Annotated in this window: 12 protein-coding genes; 1 reads left to right on the forward strand and 11 read right to left on the reverse strand. The window is 63.6% G+C overall.

Features of this window, described 5'->3' with window-relative positions:
* Positions 1 to 6: 6 nt before the first annotated feature.
* The 11 genes from hutG to DBV08_RS28385 all read right to left on the reverse strand — a co-directional run bounded on the left by hutG (position 7) and on the right by DBV08_RS28385 (position 13,613).
* Entirely contained in the window at positions 7 to 975 is a 969-nt protein-coding gene (gene hutG, locus DBV08_RS28335; RefSeq protein WP_124569607.1) for a formimidoylglutamase, read from the reverse strand.
* A 23-nt stretch (positions 976 to 998) separates the two neighbouring features.
* Complete coding sequence (gene hutI, locus DBV08_RS28340) at positions 999 to 2,189, reverse strand: imidazolonepropionase (protein ID WP_029256288.1); 1,191 nt, start codon at positions 2,187 to 2,189, stop codon at positions 999 to 1,001.
* Between the two features lie 37 nt (positions 2,190 to 2,226).
* On the reverse strand, positions 2,227 to 3,900 hold the full coding sequence (gene hutU / locus DBV08_RS28345; protein WP_019745352.1) for a urocanate hydratase: 1,674 nt from the start codon (positions 3,898 to 3,900) through the stop codon (positions 2,227 to 2,229).
* Positions 3,901 to 3,942: 42 nt separating this feature from the next.
* Positions 3,943 to 5,379: a cytosine permease gene (locus tag DBV08_RS28350; protein WP_069145581.1), complete on the reverse strand. Its 1,437-nt coding sequence runs from the start codon at positions 5,377 to 5,379 to the stop codon at positions 3,943 to 3,945.
* Positions 5,380 to 5,581: 202 nt separating this feature from the next.
* Positions 5,582 to 6,946, reverse strand: coding sequence for an FAD-binding oxidoreductase (locus DBV08_RS28355; RefSeq protein WP_124569608.1), 1,365 nt, complete (start codon positions 6,944 to 6,946; stop codon positions 5,582 to 5,584).
* A 16-nt stretch (positions 6,947 to 6,962) separates the two neighbouring features.
* Positions 6,963 to 8,036, reverse strand: a complete 1,074-nt coding sequence (locus DBV08_RS28360) for a histidinol-phosphate transaminase (protein ID WP_124569609.1) — start codon at positions 8,034 to 8,036, stop codon at positions 6,963 to 6,965.
* Positions 8,033 to 9,601 (reverse strand): histidine ammonia-lyase, encoded by a 1,569-nt coding sequence (gene hutH / locus DBV08_RS28365; protein WP_095968443.1) that lies wholly within the window; start codon positions 9,599 to 9,601, stop codon positions 8,033 to 8,035. The genes DBV08_RS28360 and hutH overlap by 4 nt, the downstream gene beginning before the upstream one ends.
* Before the next feature lie 106 nt (positions 9,602 to 9,707).
* A complete protein-coding gene (locus tag DBV08_RS28370; protein ID WP_095968444.1) occupies positions 9,708 to 10,499 on the reverse strand; it encodes an IclR family transcriptional regulator in 792 nt (263 codons plus the stop codon).
* Positions 10,500 to 10,589: 90 nt separating this feature from the next.
* Complete coding sequence (locus DBV08_RS28375; protein WP_124569610.1) at positions 10,590 to 11,252, reverse strand: IclR family transcriptional regulator; 663 nt, start codon at positions 11,250 to 11,252, stop codon at positions 10,590 to 10,592.
* A gap of 37 nt (positions 11,253 to 11,289) precedes the next feature.
* Positions 11,290 to 12,432, reverse strand: coding sequence for a CaiB/BaiF CoA-transferase family protein (locus DBV08_RS28380; protein WP_124569611.1), 1,143 nt, complete (start codon positions 12,430 to 12,432; stop codon positions 11,290 to 11,292).
* Positions 12,433 to 12,443: 11 nt separating this feature from the next.
* The gene (locus tag DBV08_RS28385) at positions 12,444 to 13,613 is read right to left on the reverse strand and encodes an acyl-CoA dehydrogenase family protein (protein WP_124569612.1); all 1,170 of its coding nucleotides are present in this window, start codon (positions 13,611 to 13,613) and stop codon (positions 12,444 to 12,446) included.
* Between the two features lie 234 nt (positions 13,614 to 13,847).
* Here DBV08_RS28385 and DBV08_RS28390 point away from each other — a divergent pair, with 234 nt between their 5' ends.
* Positions 13,848 to 18,494, forward strand: coding sequence for an NAD-glutamate dehydrogenase (locus DBV08_RS28390; RefSeq protein WP_260395799.1), 4,647 nt, complete (start codon positions 13,848 to 13,850; stop codon positions 18,492 to 18,494).
* The last annotated feature ends 71 nt before the right edge of the window (positions 18,495 to 18,565 follow it).

Below are 18,565 nucleotides of genomic sequence, written 5' to 3' on the forward strand. Positions count from 1 at the left end.
TCGGGGCTAGCGCCGAACCGGCACGTGCTTGGTGACAATCCGATGGATCAGGCGAGCAGCGGTCCGTGCAGTGCGATTGTCGACGTCGAGGCTCGGGTTCAGTTCGGCGACATCGAGAACCGCGAGCTTTCCGCTGGACGTGACTCGATCACATACGTATTGGATGGTTTCCAGGCTGACACCGTAGGCCGCGGGTGCGCTGACGCCCGGCGCCACGGCGGCAGGAAGTACGTCGAGGTCGATGGTCAGGTAGACCAGATCGACGTCGTCGAGGAAGTCTGCGAGGAACTGATCCACGACGCCTCGATCGATCACTCCGCATTCTTCGTCGAGCAGATAGCGAACGCCGAGACGGTGGGCCGTGTCGAACAGAGCAGTGGTGTTGCTGGGCTGGCTGATTCCGATCACGCTGTACTGATGCGAGGTACCGGCCGCGGCTTCGTCCTCGGCGATCTGACGAAAGGGCGTGCCGGAGCTGGGGATCGGATCGCCACGTAGATCGAAGTGCGCGTCCAAGTTGAGGATTCCGAGTTTGGCTCCGGCGGTCCGCAACTCTGAGCCCGCGACGCCGAGGTATGTACCGTAGGCGATTTCGTGTCCTCCCCCGAGAACCACGGGGAAGTGTCCCGAATCGAGCGCAGCGCTGACTGCGTTCCCGAGTGCGGCTTGACCGGCCTCGAGTTCTTCACCCGACACGGCAACGGTTCCCGCGTCCTGAATCTGCAGTGGTTCGGCCAGCGCCATGGAAGCCAACCCGGCTCGCAATGCGTCCGGGCCGTCCGCGGCACCGCGACGGCCCTTGTTGCGACGGACTCCTTCGTCGCTGGAGAATCCGATCAGAACACAGTCACCGGGTGCGGTCTCGGCTGAATACGGTTGCACGGCATGATGCCACCGCAGATGCTCGGCAGAGGTACCGTCGGAGCGTCCGGTCCACGGCTTGGGTTCGATGTCGACTGCGATCTGATGTGCCACGACGGCCTCCCGGTGAGTGTATTTCAGTAGCTTGTGGCGAGTGCGCCGTTTTTCCAGACCTCGCGCACCAGAGGCACGCCCGGGCGGTAGGCGAGGTGGAGGTACGACGGTGCATCGAGCGCGATGGCGTCGGCACGTGTTCCGAGAGAAAGGGTTCCGACGTCGGTACGTTGAAGCGCGCGGGCGCCACCGGCAGTGGCTGCCCAGACCGCCTCAGCGGGCGTCATGTGCATGTCTCGCACCGCAATTGCGATGCAGAACGGAAGGCTGGTGGTGTAGCAGGTGCCGGGGTTGCAGTCGGCGCCCAGAGCTACGGTGACTCCGGCGTCCAGAAGTGCGCGGGCGTCGGGGTACTTGTTGCGGGTGGAGAAGTCGGCGCCGGGCAACAGTGTTGCGACGGTGGAACTCTGAGCCAGAGCGTCGATGTCCTCGGCGGTGACGTAGGTGACGTGATCGACGGACGCGGCACCCATCTCGACGGCGAGCTGGACTCCTGGCCCTTCGCCGAGTTGGTTTCCGTGGACGCGGGGGATCAGTCCGGCGGCGACGCCTGCGCTCAGGACTGCATGTGCCTGTTCGCGGTTGAATGCTCCTCGCTCGCAGAAGACATCGATCCACTTCGCGTGTGGCGCACAGGCAGGGATCATCTCGTCGCACGCCATGGCGACGTAATCATCGGCGCGGCCAGCATATTCGGGTGGTGGAACGTGGGCAGCCAGCAGTGTGACCTCGTCGGTGAACTGCCCGGCGATCAGCGCGCTGCGTAATTCGCTCTCGGTGTTCTGCCCGTACCCGGTCTTGCATTCGACGGTTGTGCTGCCCGAACGCAGGGATTCGTCGAGTAGGCGCCGAACATTGGCCTGCAATTGCTCGTCGGTGGCCGAGCGCGTCGCTTCGATGGTGTTGCGAATGCCGCCGGCGGCGTACTTTTCGCCTGCCATCCGAGCTGCGAATTCCTCGGCCCGCTCGCCACCGAACACCAGGTGTGAGTGACTCTCCACGAAGCCGGGAAGCAGGGCCCGACCGCCGATATCCTGACCGATATCGGCAGCCGGGGCGTCGGCGGAATCGCCGACCCAAGCAACAACGCCGTCGTCGAAGACGATTGCCGCGTCGTGTCGTACGCCGAGCTTGCCCTCACCCAGAGTCGGGTCATTGGTGACGAGGGTTCCGATGTTGGTCAGAACTGTGGTTCGAGAACCATTCGTGGTCAATGTAATTCCTAACTCAGGGTGAGGTGGTGGAGCTGTTTCAGTTCTCGGTCATCGGGATACGGACGCCGCGCGTGGCTGCCGTGTCGATGGCGTGGTCGTATCCTGCATCCGCATGCCGGATGACGCCCATACCGGGGTCGTTGGTGAGAACTGCTTCGAGCTTCTTGGCTGCGAGTTCGGTGCCGTCGGCAATGCACACCTGACCCGCGTGGATGGAGCGTCCCATACCGACGCCGCCACCCTGGTGAAGTGAAACCCACGAAGCGCCGGATGCGGTGTTGACCAGGGCGTTGAGCAGCGGCCAGTCGGCAATGGCGTCGGACCCGTCGATCATCGATTCGGTTTCGCGGTACGGCGAGGCGACCGATCCCGAGTCGAGGTGATCGCGGCCGATGGCGATCGGTGCGGACAGTTCGCCCGAGGCGACCATCTCGTTGAACTTGAGGCCGGCGAGGTGACGCTCGCCGTATCCGAGCCAGCAGATGCGGGCCGGAAGGCCTTCGAAGGCAACCTTTTCGCCTGCCATGGTGATCCAGCGGCGCAGGTGCTCGTTCTCGGGGAAGAGTTCGAGGATGGCCTTGTCGGTGGCCTCGATGTCCTTGGGGTCACCGGAGAGCGCTGCCCAGCGGAAGGGGCCGAGTCCTTCTTCGAAGAGCGGGCGGATGTAGGCCGGAACGAATCCGGGGAAGTCGAAAGCGCGGTCGTAGCCGGCCTTGCGGGCTTCGTCACGGATGGAGTTGCCGTAGTCGAACACCTCGGCGCCGGCGTCCATGAATCCGACCATGGCCTTGACGTGCGCGGCCATCGCGTTGCGGGAATCTTCGGTGAACTTCTGCGGATCCTTCTCCGACATGATCTTCATGTCGGGGAAGTCGATACCGATCGGCAGGTAGGCGAGGGGATCGTGCGCCGAGGTCTGGTCGGTGACGATGTCGATGGGGGCCTTCATCTCCAGCAGCGCCGGGAAGATCTCTGCCGCATTGCCTTCGAGGCCGATGGAGAGCGGCTTCTTGGCGTCACGTGCCGCTGTCGCCAGTTCGAGCGCGTGCTCGATGCTGTCGGCCTTGGTGTCGAGGTACTTGTGGGCGATACGACGGTCGATGCGGGTGATGTCGCAGTCGACACAGATCGCGACACCGTCGTTCATCGTGACAGCGAGAGGCTGAGCGCCGCCCATGCCGCCGAGACCTGCAGTGAGGGTGATCGTTCCGGCGAGTGAGCCGTTGTAGCGCTTCTTCGCGATGGCGCCGAAGGTCTCATAGGTGCCCTGCAGGATTCCCTGGGTGCCGATGTAAATCCAGGAGCCTGCGGTCATCTGGCCGTACATGGTCAGACCGAGGTCTTCGAGACGGCGGAACTCCTCCCAGTTGGCCCAGTCACCGACGAGGTTGGAGTTGGCGATCAGGACTCGGGGTGCCCACTCGTTGGTGCGGAAGACACCGACCGGCTTGCCGGACTGGACCAGCATGGTCTCGTCGTTCTTCAGCGTCTTCAGCGTGGCGACCATGGCGTCGAATGCCGCCCAACTACGTGCTGCGCGACCGGTTCCGCCGTAGACGACGAGGCTGTCCGGGTGCTCGGCAACATCGGGGTCGAGGTTGTTCATGAGCATGCGCAGGGCGCCCTCCTGCTGCCAACCGAGCGTCGTGAGCTCGGGGCCGCGGGGAGCACGGACGGGGCGCGGCTCGTGGCCGGGGGTGCTGATTTCCATTGTGTTCTCCTAGCTTGCTGAAGTTCGAAAGATGTTGGGGGATCAGACGCGAGAGTCGGTCATCGCTGTGTGATCGGGGTAGATCATCGACGCAGGCGGATTACTGGTGCGCTTGGCGAGCGGGTAATAGATCAGGCCGGTGAAGACGATGCCGACGAGCCACGAGATGTCGGCGCCGCCGAGCATGTCCGTGACGGGGCCGGTGTACATCTTCTGGGCGAGGAACGGGATCTGGGCGAGAACACCGGCGGCGTAGCAGGCCAGGGCAGTGAAGTTCCAGGCTCCGTACCGACCGTTGACGTCGTAGAGCGCCGGAATGTCGATGCGCTCCTTGGAGATCAAGTAGTAGTCGATCAGATTGATCGCACTCCACGGCGTGAACACCATCAGCAATACCAGGACGAAGTTCTTGAAGTTGTCCAGGAAGTCGGCGCTGGCGGCGATCGCGATCAACACCGAGACGGCGGTGAAACCGAGGATGTAGAGGGTGCGCGCGGTGCTGGAGATTCGCGACTGGCCGTTGAAGGCTGTGACGGTGGTCAGGATCGACATGAATCCGCCGTACGCGTTGAGCACGTTCACCGTCAGCTTGCCGACCAGGATGACGAAGTAGATCAGGAAGGCGATGGCAGCGGGTCCGGCGAGATCTCCCATGAAGCCGACCTGGTTACCCAGGAACGCGTCGCCGGCGCAGGCCGCGACGAGAGCGCCGAAGGTCATGGACCACTGTGATCCGATGACGCTACCGAGGAACGTCGACCAGAACGTGGTGCTCTCGGAGGTGCTGCGCGGCAGGTAACGCGAGTAATCGGCGACGTACGGGCCGAAGGTGAGCTGCCAACCGGCACCCAGCGAGATCGCGAGCAGGAAGGTGACGATGTCGAAGCCCTTGATGCCGACGTATGAGGCGACGTCGTACTCGAGGAACAGTCGAACGGCCAGGTAGGAGAATCCGACGATGCCCACGACGGTGGCGATTCTGCCGACGATGTGGATCAGCTTGTAGCCGGTGACCGCGACGAATGCGGTGAGGAGACCGAAGACGACGATGCCGACGGTGGGGCTGTCGATGTGCAGGATCTTGTTGACGGCTTGGCCGGCCAACACAGTGCCCGTGGCAGCGAAGCCGAGGTACATCAGGATGACCAGAACAAGCGGGACGACGGCTCCCTTGACGCCGAACTGGGCGCGACTCGAGATCATCTGGGGGAGGCCCATGCGCGGACCCTGTGCGGAGTGAAGCGCCATGACAGCGCCACCGAAGATGTTGCCGATCAGAAGTCCGACGATCGCCCAGATGGCGTCCGCGCCGAATACGACGGCGAGAGCACCGTCGACGATTGCAGTGATCTGCATGTTGGCGCCGAACCAGAGAGTGAACTGGCTGCGCGGGGTGCCGTGTCGTTCTGCATCCGGGACGACGTCGATAGTGCGTCGCTCCGGAGTGAGGATGACCTCGGCCGGTCCATCGTGAGTCATAGGCCTGTCTTTCTGCTGCGAGCCCGTCGAGCGACGGAATCGACGTCGGGGTAATGCCCACCTTCTTCGTGCTTGGTGCTTTGCGCCTTGCGCTCTGTGCGCTGGGTCACTGTCACTGCGGATAAATGTATATGCCTGTATATACAGGCGTCAATACCCGGAACCAGTTTTCACGTAAATGCTGTGTAACACCCCTCGCGAATCAGAAACCCTTACCCGGGTTGAGGATTCCGAGCGGATCGAACGCGGCCTTGATCGATCGGTGCAGTTGCATGCTGTCCTCGCCGAGTTCGAGAGAGAGCCAGCGACGCTTCAGGACGCCGACGCCGTGCTCTCCGGTGAGAGTTCCGCCGAGTTCGAGGGCATGCCGGAAGACCTCGTCCGCGGCGGTCCACACGGCTTCGGGGACCGAGCCGTCTTCGGTGCGGTCGAATACGAACGTCGGGTGGACGTTGCCGTCACCCGCATGGGCGACCGTCATGATCTTCACCGAATGCTCGGCAGCGGCCCGGTCGATACTTTCGAGCATGTCGGGCAGTTTCGACCGTGGGACCCCGACGTCTTCCACGAGGCATTGCCCGAGACGTTCGGACGCCGGGTAGGCGAGCCTGCGGATCTCGAGTAGTTGTGCGGCTTCCGCTGCATCCTGCGAGACGGCGACAAAATCGGCGCCGGCCTGTTCGAAGTGTTTCTGCATCGCCGCCGCTGCTGCGTCGGCATCGACCCCGTCGGCCTGCGCGATCAGCATCGCGGCAGTATTGTCTTCCAACCCGATTCGTTTCCAGTCGTCGACTGCGCGAAGGGTTGCTCGATCGATCAGTTCGAGCAGGCTCGGCCCGATCCCGTCACGAACGACCGCGGCAACTGCGTCCGCCGCGGAGCGGAGAGAATCGAAACTGCCGACGACGGTGACCGGTGCTCTCTTGGGTTTGGGTTGGAGCTTGAGTGTGGCGCTCGTGACGACTCCGAGAGTTCCTTCCGAACCGACGAGAAGGCTCGTCAGGTCGTATCCCGCAACACCTTTGACGGTCCTTCGGCCCGTTCGCACGATCCGCCCGTCAGCGAGTACCACCTCGAGGCCCAAGACTGAATCGCGGGTGACGCCGTACTTCACGCATCGAAGTCCACCGGCGTTGGTGGCGATGTTCCCGCCGATCGTGGAGATCTCGAAACTGCTCGGATCCGGGGCGTACATCAGCCCGTACTCGTCTGCTGATCGACTGATGTCGGCGTTGATCACCCCGGCTTCCACGACAGCGAGCTGATCGTCCGGATTGACCTCGAGAATCGAGCGCATGCGAGTGGTCGAGATGACCAGGCAGCCCTCGACGGCTGTCCCGCCGCCCGCCAAACCGGTTCCCGCCCCGCGGGTTACCACCGGGACACGGTGAGCAGTAGCCCATTTCAGGGCCTCGGAAATGTCGGCCGCAGTTTCGGCGAGCATGACGGCTACCGGATGGCCGGGTTCGGCGAGATGGGCCTCGTCGCGACGGTACGAGTCCATTACCGCCGGGTCGGTGATCAGGCGACTCGAACCGATCGACCGAGCAAGTTCGTGGACGGACATTCTTTTCTCCAGTCGGTCAAAGGTTGTGTGCGAGAGCGTCCACAGCTGAGATCACGGCGTTTTCTGCGGCCCGCTCGCCGACGGTGACCCGCACCCCCTCGCGAGGGAACATCCGGACCGAGACACCCTGGGCGACGCAAGCCGCTTCGAGTGCAGAAGCTCTCTCGCCGAGAGGGATCCAGACGAAGTTGGCTCCGCTCGGGACGGACTCGACGCCGCGCAGAGCCAATTGCTCACGTAGGTGCGCGCGACCCTCGGTTACGGTTTCGACTATCGAATCGGTGTGCGCCGGATCGGTCAACGCTGCGCAGGCCGCGGCCTCGGCAACGGCGCTGAGCCCGAAGGGCGGTGCCGCGCTACGAAGATCCGCTGCGATCGCCGAGTCGGTGATGGCGTAGCCGGCCCGAAGGCCGGCCAATCCGTAAGCCTTGGAGAAGGTTCGGAATACGACGATGTTGGGAAAGGCTCGAAGCAGATCGACGCCGTCGACATCGCCGGTCGCGAACTCCCGGTAAGCCTCGTCCAGGAGGATGAGGACGTCACCCGGGATCGAGCGGGCGAACGAGACGAACTCCGCGGTCGAGAACTCGCTTCCGGTCGGATTGTTCGGGTTGCAGACGAGTACCGCGCGGGTCTGCGGAGTCACGGCTGCCGCCATTGCACTCAGATCGTGCCGATGTTCGGAATCGAGGGCGACAGGTACACCGCTCGCTCCGGCGATTCCGATCAGAATCGGGTACGCCTCGTAGCTGCGCCACGGGTAGACGACTTCGGTGCCCGGGCCCGTGTATGCGGTCAATACCTGCTGGAGCAGTGCCAGCGAACCGGCGCCGACCAATACCTGGTCGTCGCCCACGCCCAGACGGTCGCTCAACCGGGTGATCAGCGTGTCGCCGAACAGCGACGGATACAAGTGCGAGTGTGCGGCCGCGAGATTGACGGCCTCGAGAATTGCCGCCGAGGGTGCAACCGTCGACTCGTTGCTCGACGCCCGCCACCGAACCTGCTCCAGGCCGGCGGCTTTGGAGTATCGAGGGAGTGCTTCGATTTCAGGTCGAGGGCGCGGCCTCAGTGCTCCGGGTGCGGTCATGCCAGGGCACCGATCGCGTTCTCCGCGGCCGCAACGAGTGCGCCGGATGCCGCCAAGTCCACCGCCGCCTCGATCTCGGGGGACAGGAAGCGATCGGTACCAGGCCCCTGCACCTTCTCGCGTAGCGTCCGGAGAACCGCTCCGGTGGCGGGGGAGGGCTCGAGTGGGGACCGGAGATCGATTCCTCGTGCTGCAGTCAGTATCTCGATGGCGAGAACCCGGGTGAGACCGTCGATGGACCGGCGGAGCTTGCGGGCACCCGACCAGCCCATGGAGACGTGATCTTCCTGCATGGCCGAGGAAGGAATCGAATCGACGCTGGCGGGGCTCGCGAGTCGCTTGAGTTCGGACACGACGGCAGCTTGCGTGTACTGCGCGATCATCAGTCCGCTGTCGACTCCGGGGTCGTCGGCGAGGAAGGGAGTCAGGCCGTGATTGCGCGCAACGTCGAGGAAGCGGTCGGTGCGGCGTTCGCTGATACCCGCGACGTCCGCGGTCACGATGGCGAGGAAGTCCAAGACGTAGGCCACGGGAGCGCCGTGGAAGTTGCCGTTCGACCGAACCCGCCCGTCGAGGGTGACAACGGGATTGTCGACAGCACTGGCCAATTCGCGTCCGGCGACGAGGCGGGCATGATCGACGGTGTCACGTGCGCCGCCGGCGACCTGCGGAGCGCACCGCAGTGAGTACGCGTCCTGAACCCTGGTGCAGTCAGGGCCCGCATGGCTGGCGACGATCGGGGAGTCGGCCAGCAGACGCACCATGTTCGAGGCCGCCGCACCCTGTCCGGGGTGGGGGCGAAGTGCCTGAAGATCTGCGGCGAATACCTGATCGGTTCCGAGCAGGCCCTCCACGCTCATCGCGGCAGCAATGTCGGCCAGCTTGAGTAGATGATCGAGATCGGTGATCGCGAGGGCCAATTGGCCGAGCATCCCGTCGGTGCCGTTGATCAGTGCGAGGCCTTCCTTCTCGGCCAGAACCACCGGTTCGAGGCCATGGGCGGCCAATGCCGTTGCCGCATCGGTGAGTTCACCGTCGGCGGTGCGGACGGAACCTTCACCGATGATTGCCATCGCCACGTGCGCCAGTGGTGCCAGATCTCCCGAGCATCCGAGGCTGCCGTATTCGTGCACCACCGGAGTGATGCCTGCGGTAAGTAGGTCGGCGTACGCCTGCGCGACCACGGGGCGCACTCCGGTCCGTCCGGTGGCGAGCGTCGACAGGCGTAGCAGCATCAAGGCCCGGATCACTTCGCGTTCGACCTCCGGCCCCGAGCCCGCCGCATGCGAGCGGATCAGGCTGCGCTGCAACTGCGTCCGCAGATGCTCCGGGATGTGCCGGGTGGCAAGCGCGCCGAATCCCGTGGAAACTCCGTACACCGGCGTGGGGTCTGCGGCCAGGGCTTCGATGCGTGCACGACTTTCGGCGATCGCGGCGAGGGACTCGGCGGTCAATGCGACGCCGTAACCGTTTCGGGCGACGTCGACGACGTCGGCGATGGTGACAGCGCCGATTCCGACCTGGATGGTTCGGGTGGCTGTCTGGGTGGCAGGGGTGGCGTTCATGGGACTCCAATAGTGCGGCAGTGATTCAGTAAGTCTTGTATACGAGACTCTAGTCTTGAATATGAGACGAAAACAAGGCCCGGGAAGTACGCAGCGGAGAATTTTGTTACATGTCGGCGGTCGGGGTCTCCACCATTCGATCGCCGAGGTCGGCGGAGAACTCGGCGCTGACGGTGCGCACTCGGTCGGCGATCAGGGCGCTCTCCTCGGCCGATTTGGAGCCGGAGAGGAAGGTGACGCCGAGAGCTGCGACCGGACGACCGTCCCGTGTGATCACGGGGCTGGCGATGCAATTGATCCCGGATGTCGTCGCATTCTCTTCTACCGCATACCCGCTCTCGCGTGCTTCGGCGAGCAGGTTTCGCAGTTCGGCGAGCGTCGACGGTCCTGTTCCGGTCCGCGTCGGCCAGGTGTACCCCTCGTACAGCGCGCTGATCTGTTCCGCGTCCAGGCGGCTCAGAATTGCCCGCCCGACTGCGGTGAGGTGCGCCGGAAGGCGGGTCCCGATCTCGGTCACCAACCGCACGCCCGGCTTGAGCGGTTCACGTTTGTCGAGGTAGATGACGTCAGAACCTTGAAGTACCGCCAGGTGGGAGGTCTCGTCCGTCGACTGCGTGAGTGCCAGCATGAATCGTTGGCCCTCGCGGTGAAGTGGGCCGGATCGCATGTACGACGCACCGACTTCGAACGCCGAGACACCCAGAGTCCAGGCGCGTTGATCAGCCCAGTACGAGACGAACCGTCGATCCCGCATGACATTGAGCAGATGATGCGTCGTGCTCTTGGGTAGGTCGAGGGCGCTGGAGATGTCCGCGGTCGCCAGCGGCACACCCCGGCGAGCCAGCAGATCGAGCACGTCGAGCACACGCTCAGCGGATTTCACGCGGCTCGTGCTCATGGGTGTGTCCTTACAGGTAGGTCGGAGGAGGTAGCGGGGGACCCACATTGTCTCGGATACGAGACTGAATCGCCAAGCGCTCGGGGTGGCTCAGGGAGTCTGACTGCCGAGTTCCGCGGACAACCGGGCGCAGTGCGCCACCAAGACGCGACCGTGGCTGGCGCAGACCTCGTCCGTCAGACGGAATGTCGGGCCGACGACGCTGAGCGCCCCGGCTATCTGACCGACTGCGTTGTAGATCGGCGCGGCAACTCCGGTCGAGTGGTCCTCGATGGTGTCGTGCGCAATGGCGTATCCGCTCTCACCCACCTTGCCGCTCAACGCTGCGCCGACGGCGGTGCCGTTCAGGGGAACGCTCTGGCCGACCCACCCCATGTGGCGGATCGCGTGCGTGCCCTCGATCTGATCGAGATACAGCGCAGTGTCTTTCGGTCCTATCGTCGACAGGTAGGTCGACTCCCTCGTGGTTTCGGCGATGGCCTTCATCGCGGGCCGGGCTCTCGGCAACAGTTGATTGTCGCCGAGAGCGCGAGCTCCGATCTGCAGTAGCCGTGGGCCGACGCGATAGACGTTGTCCTCGCCGCGAACGACGAACTCGGTTTGTTCGAGGCTTCTGATCAGGCGAAGCGCGGTGCTGGTTGCCAGATCGGTTGCCTTGGCGGCGTCGCCGAGCGTCAACCCGCCGTGCTCGACGATCGCACCGAGAAGTTCGAACGTGCGATTCGCGCTGCGGGTCACGTCGCCGGGGGCCATGTCCTACTCCAAGTGCCGAGGGATGTCTGCGCTGAATCTATCGCGAGCCCGGCAGCACCTCACCGTGGTGCTCGTCCAGCAGGGGGCTGCGGCGAACTTCTGGACGTCGGCTCTCACCGAAGACGACAGGTTGTCGTACGTAGGAGATCTTTCCTGCTACCGGGTGCTCGAACGATTCGACGACTCCGCGGTACTCGGCCTGTGCGGAGGTGAGTGCCTGTTGGACGTCCCAGATCTCCGAGCCGGCGAGCCCTGCAGCGCCGAGAATGTCGACCACGTCCGCGACGGTCTTTCCGGCCGCCCAGTTTTCGATCTCCTTACGCAGTGCCGGCTCGTTCTCGGTCCGGACGGTATCGTCGGCAAATCGAGGATCTGCGATCAGGTCGACGCGATTCATCGTCTGCGCCAATTTCTCGAACCCGGATTGGCTCGCAACTGCGAGGACGAAGAGTCCGTCGTCGGCCCGGTAGGTGTCGAAAGGTGTGGACACCGGATGACGGTTACCGACGCGTGGGGGAGTGAGCCCGGTGGATTGCAGTTGGCTGTGTGCTGTCGGCAGCATGGCGAGCATGCTGTCGAACATCGCGACGTCCAGATGCTGTCCGAGCCCGGTCGCCCGTGCACTCAGCAGGGCAGTACTGATTCCCCAGGCGGCGAACAGCCCGGCGACCAGGTCTCCGAACGACTCACCCAACCGGGTCGGCCCGGATGCTTCCGAGCCGGTGATGCTCATGATCCCCGAAAGGGCTTGGACCACAAGATCGTAGGCTGCAGCTCCGGACATGGGTCCGTTCTGGCCGAAACCGGAGATCGACGCGTACACGATCCGCGGATTGCGAGCCCGCGCAGCCGCGTAGTCGATTCCCAGGCGCTTGGTGACGCCCGGGCGAAAGTTTTCGACGACGACGTCGGCGTTCTCGATGAGCGTCAGCAGCGCCTCACGGTCCTCGTCGTTCTTGAGGTTGAGTGCCACCGAACGCTTTCCGCGATTGAGCACGTTGAAGTAGATGCTCTCGCCGTCGCGGAACGGTCCGAGATGCCGAGAGTCTTCACCATGCTCGGATTCGATCTTGACGACGTCCGCGCCGGCGTCCGAAAGCAGTGCGGTGCAATAAGGTCCGGCGAGGACACGCGAGAGGTCGATGACCCGGATGCCGTCGAGTGGGGGAAGTGCAGTCATGTCCGCGCCTTTCAGAACTCGGTGGAACGCGGCGACGGAGCGTTGCCGGCAATGGTGAGCAATTGAATCTGCGAGGTGCCCTCGAAGATGCGGAGAATGCGGCAATCCCGGTACAGGCGTTCGATTTCCGATTCGCGCATGAATCCCGCGCCACCGTGGATCTGCACGGTTTGATCGACGATCGAGAAGCAGGCTTCAGTGGCGACGTACTTCGAAATCGATGCGGCGCGGCGGATGTCCTGGCCGGCGTCCTTGACGTCGGCGGCCCAGTCTGCGGTGACGCGTGATGCGACCAGTTGCGCGTCGCAGCCACCGAGGAGGAGCTGAATTGCCTGGAAGTCGAAGATTGGCGTGCCGAACTGCTTTCGCTCGGTGGCGTACTCACGTCCCAGTTCCCAAGCGCGCAAAGCGATGCCGTTCGCCATTGCCGCGACGTCGATGCGCGCTCGGTTCAGTGCGGTCAAGGCGATGTTGCCGCCGCGGCCTTCGGTGCCGATCACCGAGTCGAGCGGCAGGACGACGTCGTCGAGGTAGACGGTGTATGTCGGAGCCGAGCGAATTCCCATCTTGTCCTGCGGTTCCGAATAGCTGATTCCCGGTGTGCCTTTGGGGACGACGAAGGCGGTGATGCCGCGGAATCCTGCGCTCGGGTCAGTCTTGGCGAAGAGTACGACCAGGTCGGCTTCCTTCGCGTTGGAGATGTACGTCTTGGACCCGGAGAGATGCCAGCCGTCGTCCTCGCGTCGGGCGACGGTACGCATCGACGCGATGTCTGATCCGGCGTCGGGTTCGGTGAGTGCGAAGCCTGCCAGCAGTTCGCCTGAAGCCAACTGGGGCAACCAGCGATGCTTCTGCTCTTCGGAACCGCCGACGAGAATCGGCTCGAGGCCCAGGTAGTGCGCGGTGTAGATCGACGCCAGAGCGGCGTCGGTGCGTGCAACCTCCTCGATGGCGACCAGTTGGGTTCGTGTCGACAGACCCAGTCCGCCGAATTCCTCCGGCACGGAAATGCCCATGAGGTCCTGCTGTCCGAGGCGCTTGACCAGCTGCGCCGGGAACTCTTTGGACTCGTCGCGTGCGGCCGCACCGGGGTGAATCTCGGCGTTGGCGAAGGCTCGGACGGTGCTGCGGAACTCTGCGAGATCAACGTTGTCGATGTCGGGCGCGGTCTGGGTGGTCACGGGGGCTCCTTCGAAGCGAGGTGTTCACAAATTTCATCTAATGGAATCTAATTGCCACTAGTCGGCATGGACTGACTATGGCCGAGGGTGGCGAATTTGTCCAGGGCTGTAGCTGTTGTGTCGCGGCTCACGTTCTGCAATGATCAACTTGTCTAAGCCTGTATAGACAAGTTGATCGCGGATCGAATCCTCTACCAGTCGGAAGCAGCGTGGCTTTCGGCGGAAGGTGCTGACATGAGCCTCGTTTCAGTCGACACGACACCGGACTCCGAGAATGTGAGGAGGGTGTCCAGTACGTATTTCGAGGGCTTGTCTGCGGATCGATACGCTGCGCTTGCCGAAGACCGCAAGCTTGCGATCGTCGCCGCGCACATGGACCTTTCGCGTCGGCGAGGACATAATTCGTCGATCTCGCGACTCGCGCCGGCCGGGGAGTTGGGTGATGGCCCGGCGATTCAATACGTCGGCGACGACATGCCGCAGCTCGTCGAAGCGGTCCTGGCGACGCTCGCCCGTGCTCGCATGGAACCGGAATTCGTGGTGCACCCTGTGCTTGGCACAGTCGTGCAACCGGCGCACAGCATCGAAGGTGCCCGGTTTGGTGAGCGCACCGAATCATGGATCCACATCGGGCTACCTGCACATTGTTCGGACGAGCAGGCTCAGGTGATCGCGGAGGACGTCGACGGAATCCTCGACCGAATCGCGCATGCCTTCCGCGATTCCTTACCCCTGCGGGATCTCGTCGACGAGGCGCGCGAGCAACTGGACTCGGATGGCTACGCAGAAGAGGCTGACTTCCTCCGGTGGTGCAGCGCCGGAAACTTCAGCGTCGTCGGCGGTGCGAAGACAATCGACGGCGAGGAGACGAAGACTCTCGGCGTGCTCCCCGATCCAACCGGCTCCGCGGATTCGAAAGCGGCGCCCCTCTCGGTCGGGGTGGTGACTCTCGGGCGAGGGTTCGGTGGCTCCGCCTACGCCACCGAGATCGATGTGTCCGTCGGTGACCGTGCGTACCGGTTCATCGGGTCCTTGACCGCGACCGGCCTTGTCGCGGATGTTCGGCGAACCCCGCTCGTGCGCGGACGTGTCGCAGACATCTTCGATGCCTCCGGATCCACCGTCGATTCGTTTGTCGGACAATCGATGCTGGCAGTAATCCAGTCGATCCCGATCACAGTGCTGTTCGCAGTCGAGCCGGCCCGAATCGCGGACGCGCTGGACGAACTCACTTCCGTGGACGGCCGCACGTCGATCCATCTGTTCTTGCAACCGGTGGGGTGTTCTCCTGCGGCTGGGCGGGATCAAGAGTTGTCGGCGTTGCTCTTCGTTCCGCGCGAGAAGTTCAGTACGACGATCAGAACAACGGCCGAGTCGGTACTCGCCGACGCGCTCGGTGCCCGCAATATCGAATTCTCCAGTCGAGTCTCGGAATCTGCCCTGGCCGTCGTGCATTTCACGGCCACAGTCGGCAGCGGCGCGAATTTCGCATCGGCGCGACAAGCGCGGGAGATTCGGGACCTCGTCGTCGACGCGTGCTTGACGTGGGACGAGCGATTCGTTCTGGATGCTTCGCACTACGACGAGCGGCGCAGGCGTGCTCGGTTCGCCGAGCGAGTTCCGGTGGCATACAAGCAGGATTTCGACGCCGTCCGCGCTGCCGAGGACATGGCGGTCTTCGATGGCCTCGAACTCGGAGAGGTGAGCCCACGGTTGGCCCGATCTGTCGACGGACCCGGTACTCACCGACTCGGGCTGTACGTATCGGGTGACCCGCTCTCGCTGGGCGAGGTGCTGCCGGTATTGCAGAGCCTGGGTGTCGACGTGGTCGACGAGCGTCCGTACGAGCTCGTCCCGGTGGGGTCGGAACAGGCCTGGATCTACGAGTTCACGCTCGACTATCCGAATGCTCCTGTCGACGGCTTCGACGACTTTGCCGCGCGCTTCGCTGCGACATTTGCCGCGGTTCGACGCGGCGACGCCGAGCCGGACTCGTTCAACGAATTGGTCGCGATCGCGGGACTCGGTTGGAAACAGGTTGTGGTGCTGCGGGCATACGCGGAGTTCTTGCAGCAAGCAGGATTCCCGTACAGCAACAGTCGTGTCGCCGAGGTACTTGCCGATCATCCCGAGATCGCCGGCGGTCTGTGTGAATTGTTCGAGAGTCGTTTCGATCCTGACGCCGTCGACGGTGATCGGGGCGCACGCGCAGCAGTGGCGGTGGATACGGCCGTGGCACAAGTGCAAGGACTGGACGCCGATCGGATCTTGCGCGCGATGTCGGAACTGGTCTGTAACACGTTGCGTACCAACTACTTCGTCTACGGCACCGCATCGCTCGGCGCGCTCTCGCTGAAGTTCGATTCGGAGCAGCTGTCCGTATTGCCTTTCCCTCGTCCGAAGTTCGAGATATTCGTGTACTCACCCGATGTCGCAGGTGTGCACCTTCGCTTCGGTACGGTCGCTCGCGGCGGCCTGCGCTGGTCGGATCGGAAAGAGGACTTCCGCACCGAGGTACTGGGACTGGTGAAGGCGCAGGCAGTCAAGAACGCGGTCATCGTGCCTGTCGGCGCGAAGGGCGGATTTGTCGTCAAACGCCCGCCGGTTCCGGGTCTGGGTGCAGACGCAGACCGGGAAGCTGCATTGGCGGCCGGAATCGATTGCTACCGATCCTTCATTCGCGGGCTACTTGACCTGACCGACAACGTCGACAAGCAGAGCGGCGCCGTTGTCGCAGCGCGACGGGTCGTTCGCCACGACGGAGACGACACATATCTTGTTGTCGCCGCGGACAAGGGCACTGCAAAGTTCTCCGACATCGCGAACGAAGTTGCTGCGGAGTACGGATTCTGGCTCGGCGACGCCTTCGCCTCCGGCGGATCGGTCGGCTACGACCACAAAGCCATGGGTATCACGGCGAAGGGCGCCTGGGAAAGTGTCAAGCGGCACTTCCGGGAGCTCGGCGTCGATACCCAGCACGACGACTTCACCGCGGTGGGGATCGGAGACATGAGCGGTGACGTCTTCGGTAACGGAATGTTGTGCAGCAATCACATTCGCCTGATCGCGGCGTTCGATCATCGGCACGTGTTCGTCGACCCGAACCCGGCAGCGCAGAGCTCGTACGACGAGCGATCACGTCTCTTCACGCTCCCACGATCGTCGTGGGCCGACTACGACCCGACCTTGATCAGTGCCGGCGGCGGAGTGTGGGAGCGCTCGGCGAAGCGCGTTCCGATCAGTGACGAGATGCGACAGGCACTGGGCCTCGAGGACGACGTCACCGAACTGACGCCACCGCAACTGGTTCGGGCGATTCTGCGGTCCCCGGCAGATCTGTTGTGGAACGGCGGCATCGGAACGTACGTCAAGGCCTCCGCCGAGTCCGATCTCGAAGTCGGCGACAAGAGCAACGATGCCGTTCGGGTGAACGGCAACCAAGTGCGTGCGCGAGTGATCGGTGAAGGAGGCAACCTCGGCCTCACCCAGGCCGGACGGATCGAGTACGCACGCGGCGGCGGGCGGATCAACACCGACGCCCTCGACAATTCGGCCGGAGTCGATTGCTCAGATCACGAGGTGAACATCAAGATCCTTCTCGACTCCCTGATCAGTTCAGGCGTCGTCGCGGACTCACATCGCGTTGCGCTACTCGAATCGCTGACCGATCAGGTCGCAGAACTCGTTCTTGCAGACAACCGTTCACAGAACGAGCTGATGGGCACCACGCGCGCGGATGCGGGGGCGATGATCGGTGTGCACGGCAGAGTGATTTCGAGCCTCGAGGCTCGCGGAATCGTCGACCGCGTCATCGAAGGGTTTCCGACCAAGAAACAGTTCGCTGCGGCCGAGAAGACGGGAACGGGACTGACGTCGCCGGAACTCGCCACATTGATGGCCCACGTCAAACTCGATCTGAAATCCACTCTGTTGGCGGGAAGCTCGATCGACAACCAGATCTACCGCAAGGCGCTGCTGAACTACTTTCCGGAGGGCGTTCGAGATGCAGGGGGCGATGCCCTCGACCGGCACCCCCTGCGACGCGAGATCGTCGCGACGGTGCTGACGAACAACGTCATCGATCGGGGAGGCATCACCTATGTGTATCGCCTCGGTGAAGAGGTCGGTGCTGATCCGGAGGACGCAGTACGCGCCTTCACCGTGGTGTCCGAAGTGTTCGGTCTGTGGGAGTTGTGGCGCGACATCAGCGAAGCCTCGATCTCGACAGCCGTATCCGACGAGTTGATCCTGCTCACCAGACGACTGCTCGACCGCGCGTCACGGTGGATGCTGACGCGTCGGCCTCAACCGCTGGCCGTCGGGGCCGAGATCAGCCGGTTCGGTGATCGCATCGCCGAGGCATCGGCCGAACTCGATGGCTGGCTGGTAGGTGCAGATCAGCGGAACCTGGCTGCGCGAACTGTCGTCATCACGGACAAGGGCGCGCCGGAGAACCTGGTCAGGCGAGTGGAGATCCTGCTCGACCAGTTCGGGCTGCTGGACGTGGTGGAGATCGCGGACCTCGCCGATCGCACAATCGCGGAGACCGGCGAACTTTACTTCCGGCTGGGTGAACACGTTGGGCTCGTCCCGATGCTCAATCGAGTGTCGGCATTGAGCAAGGACGGAAAATGGAACGCGCTGGCCAGGTTGTCGTTGCGTGACGAGTTGTACTCGACGGTGCGGGCATTGACCCTCGACGTCCTGGCCGATGCGCAAGCAGGTGACTCGACAGCGGAAAAACTCTCCCGGTGGGAAGAGAGGAATGCGTCGAGAATCGAGAGGTCCACTCTCGCGCTCGCCGAGATCGAGGCATCCGGGCAGCACGATCTTGCTGCGCTTTCGGTTGCGACGAGCCAATTGCGGCGCATGGTGGGTTAGGTCCGGCGCGGACGCTCGCGGATGGATCGGAAAGGTGCACGAGGCGGATAGACTTCGGAGGCCGAACGGGA

This window comes from Rhodococcus sp. KBW08, from assembly GCF_003852455.1.
Lineage (GTDB): Bacteria > Actinomycetota > Actinomycetes > Mycobacteriales > Mycobacteriaceae > Rhodococcus_F > Rhodococcus_F baikonurensis.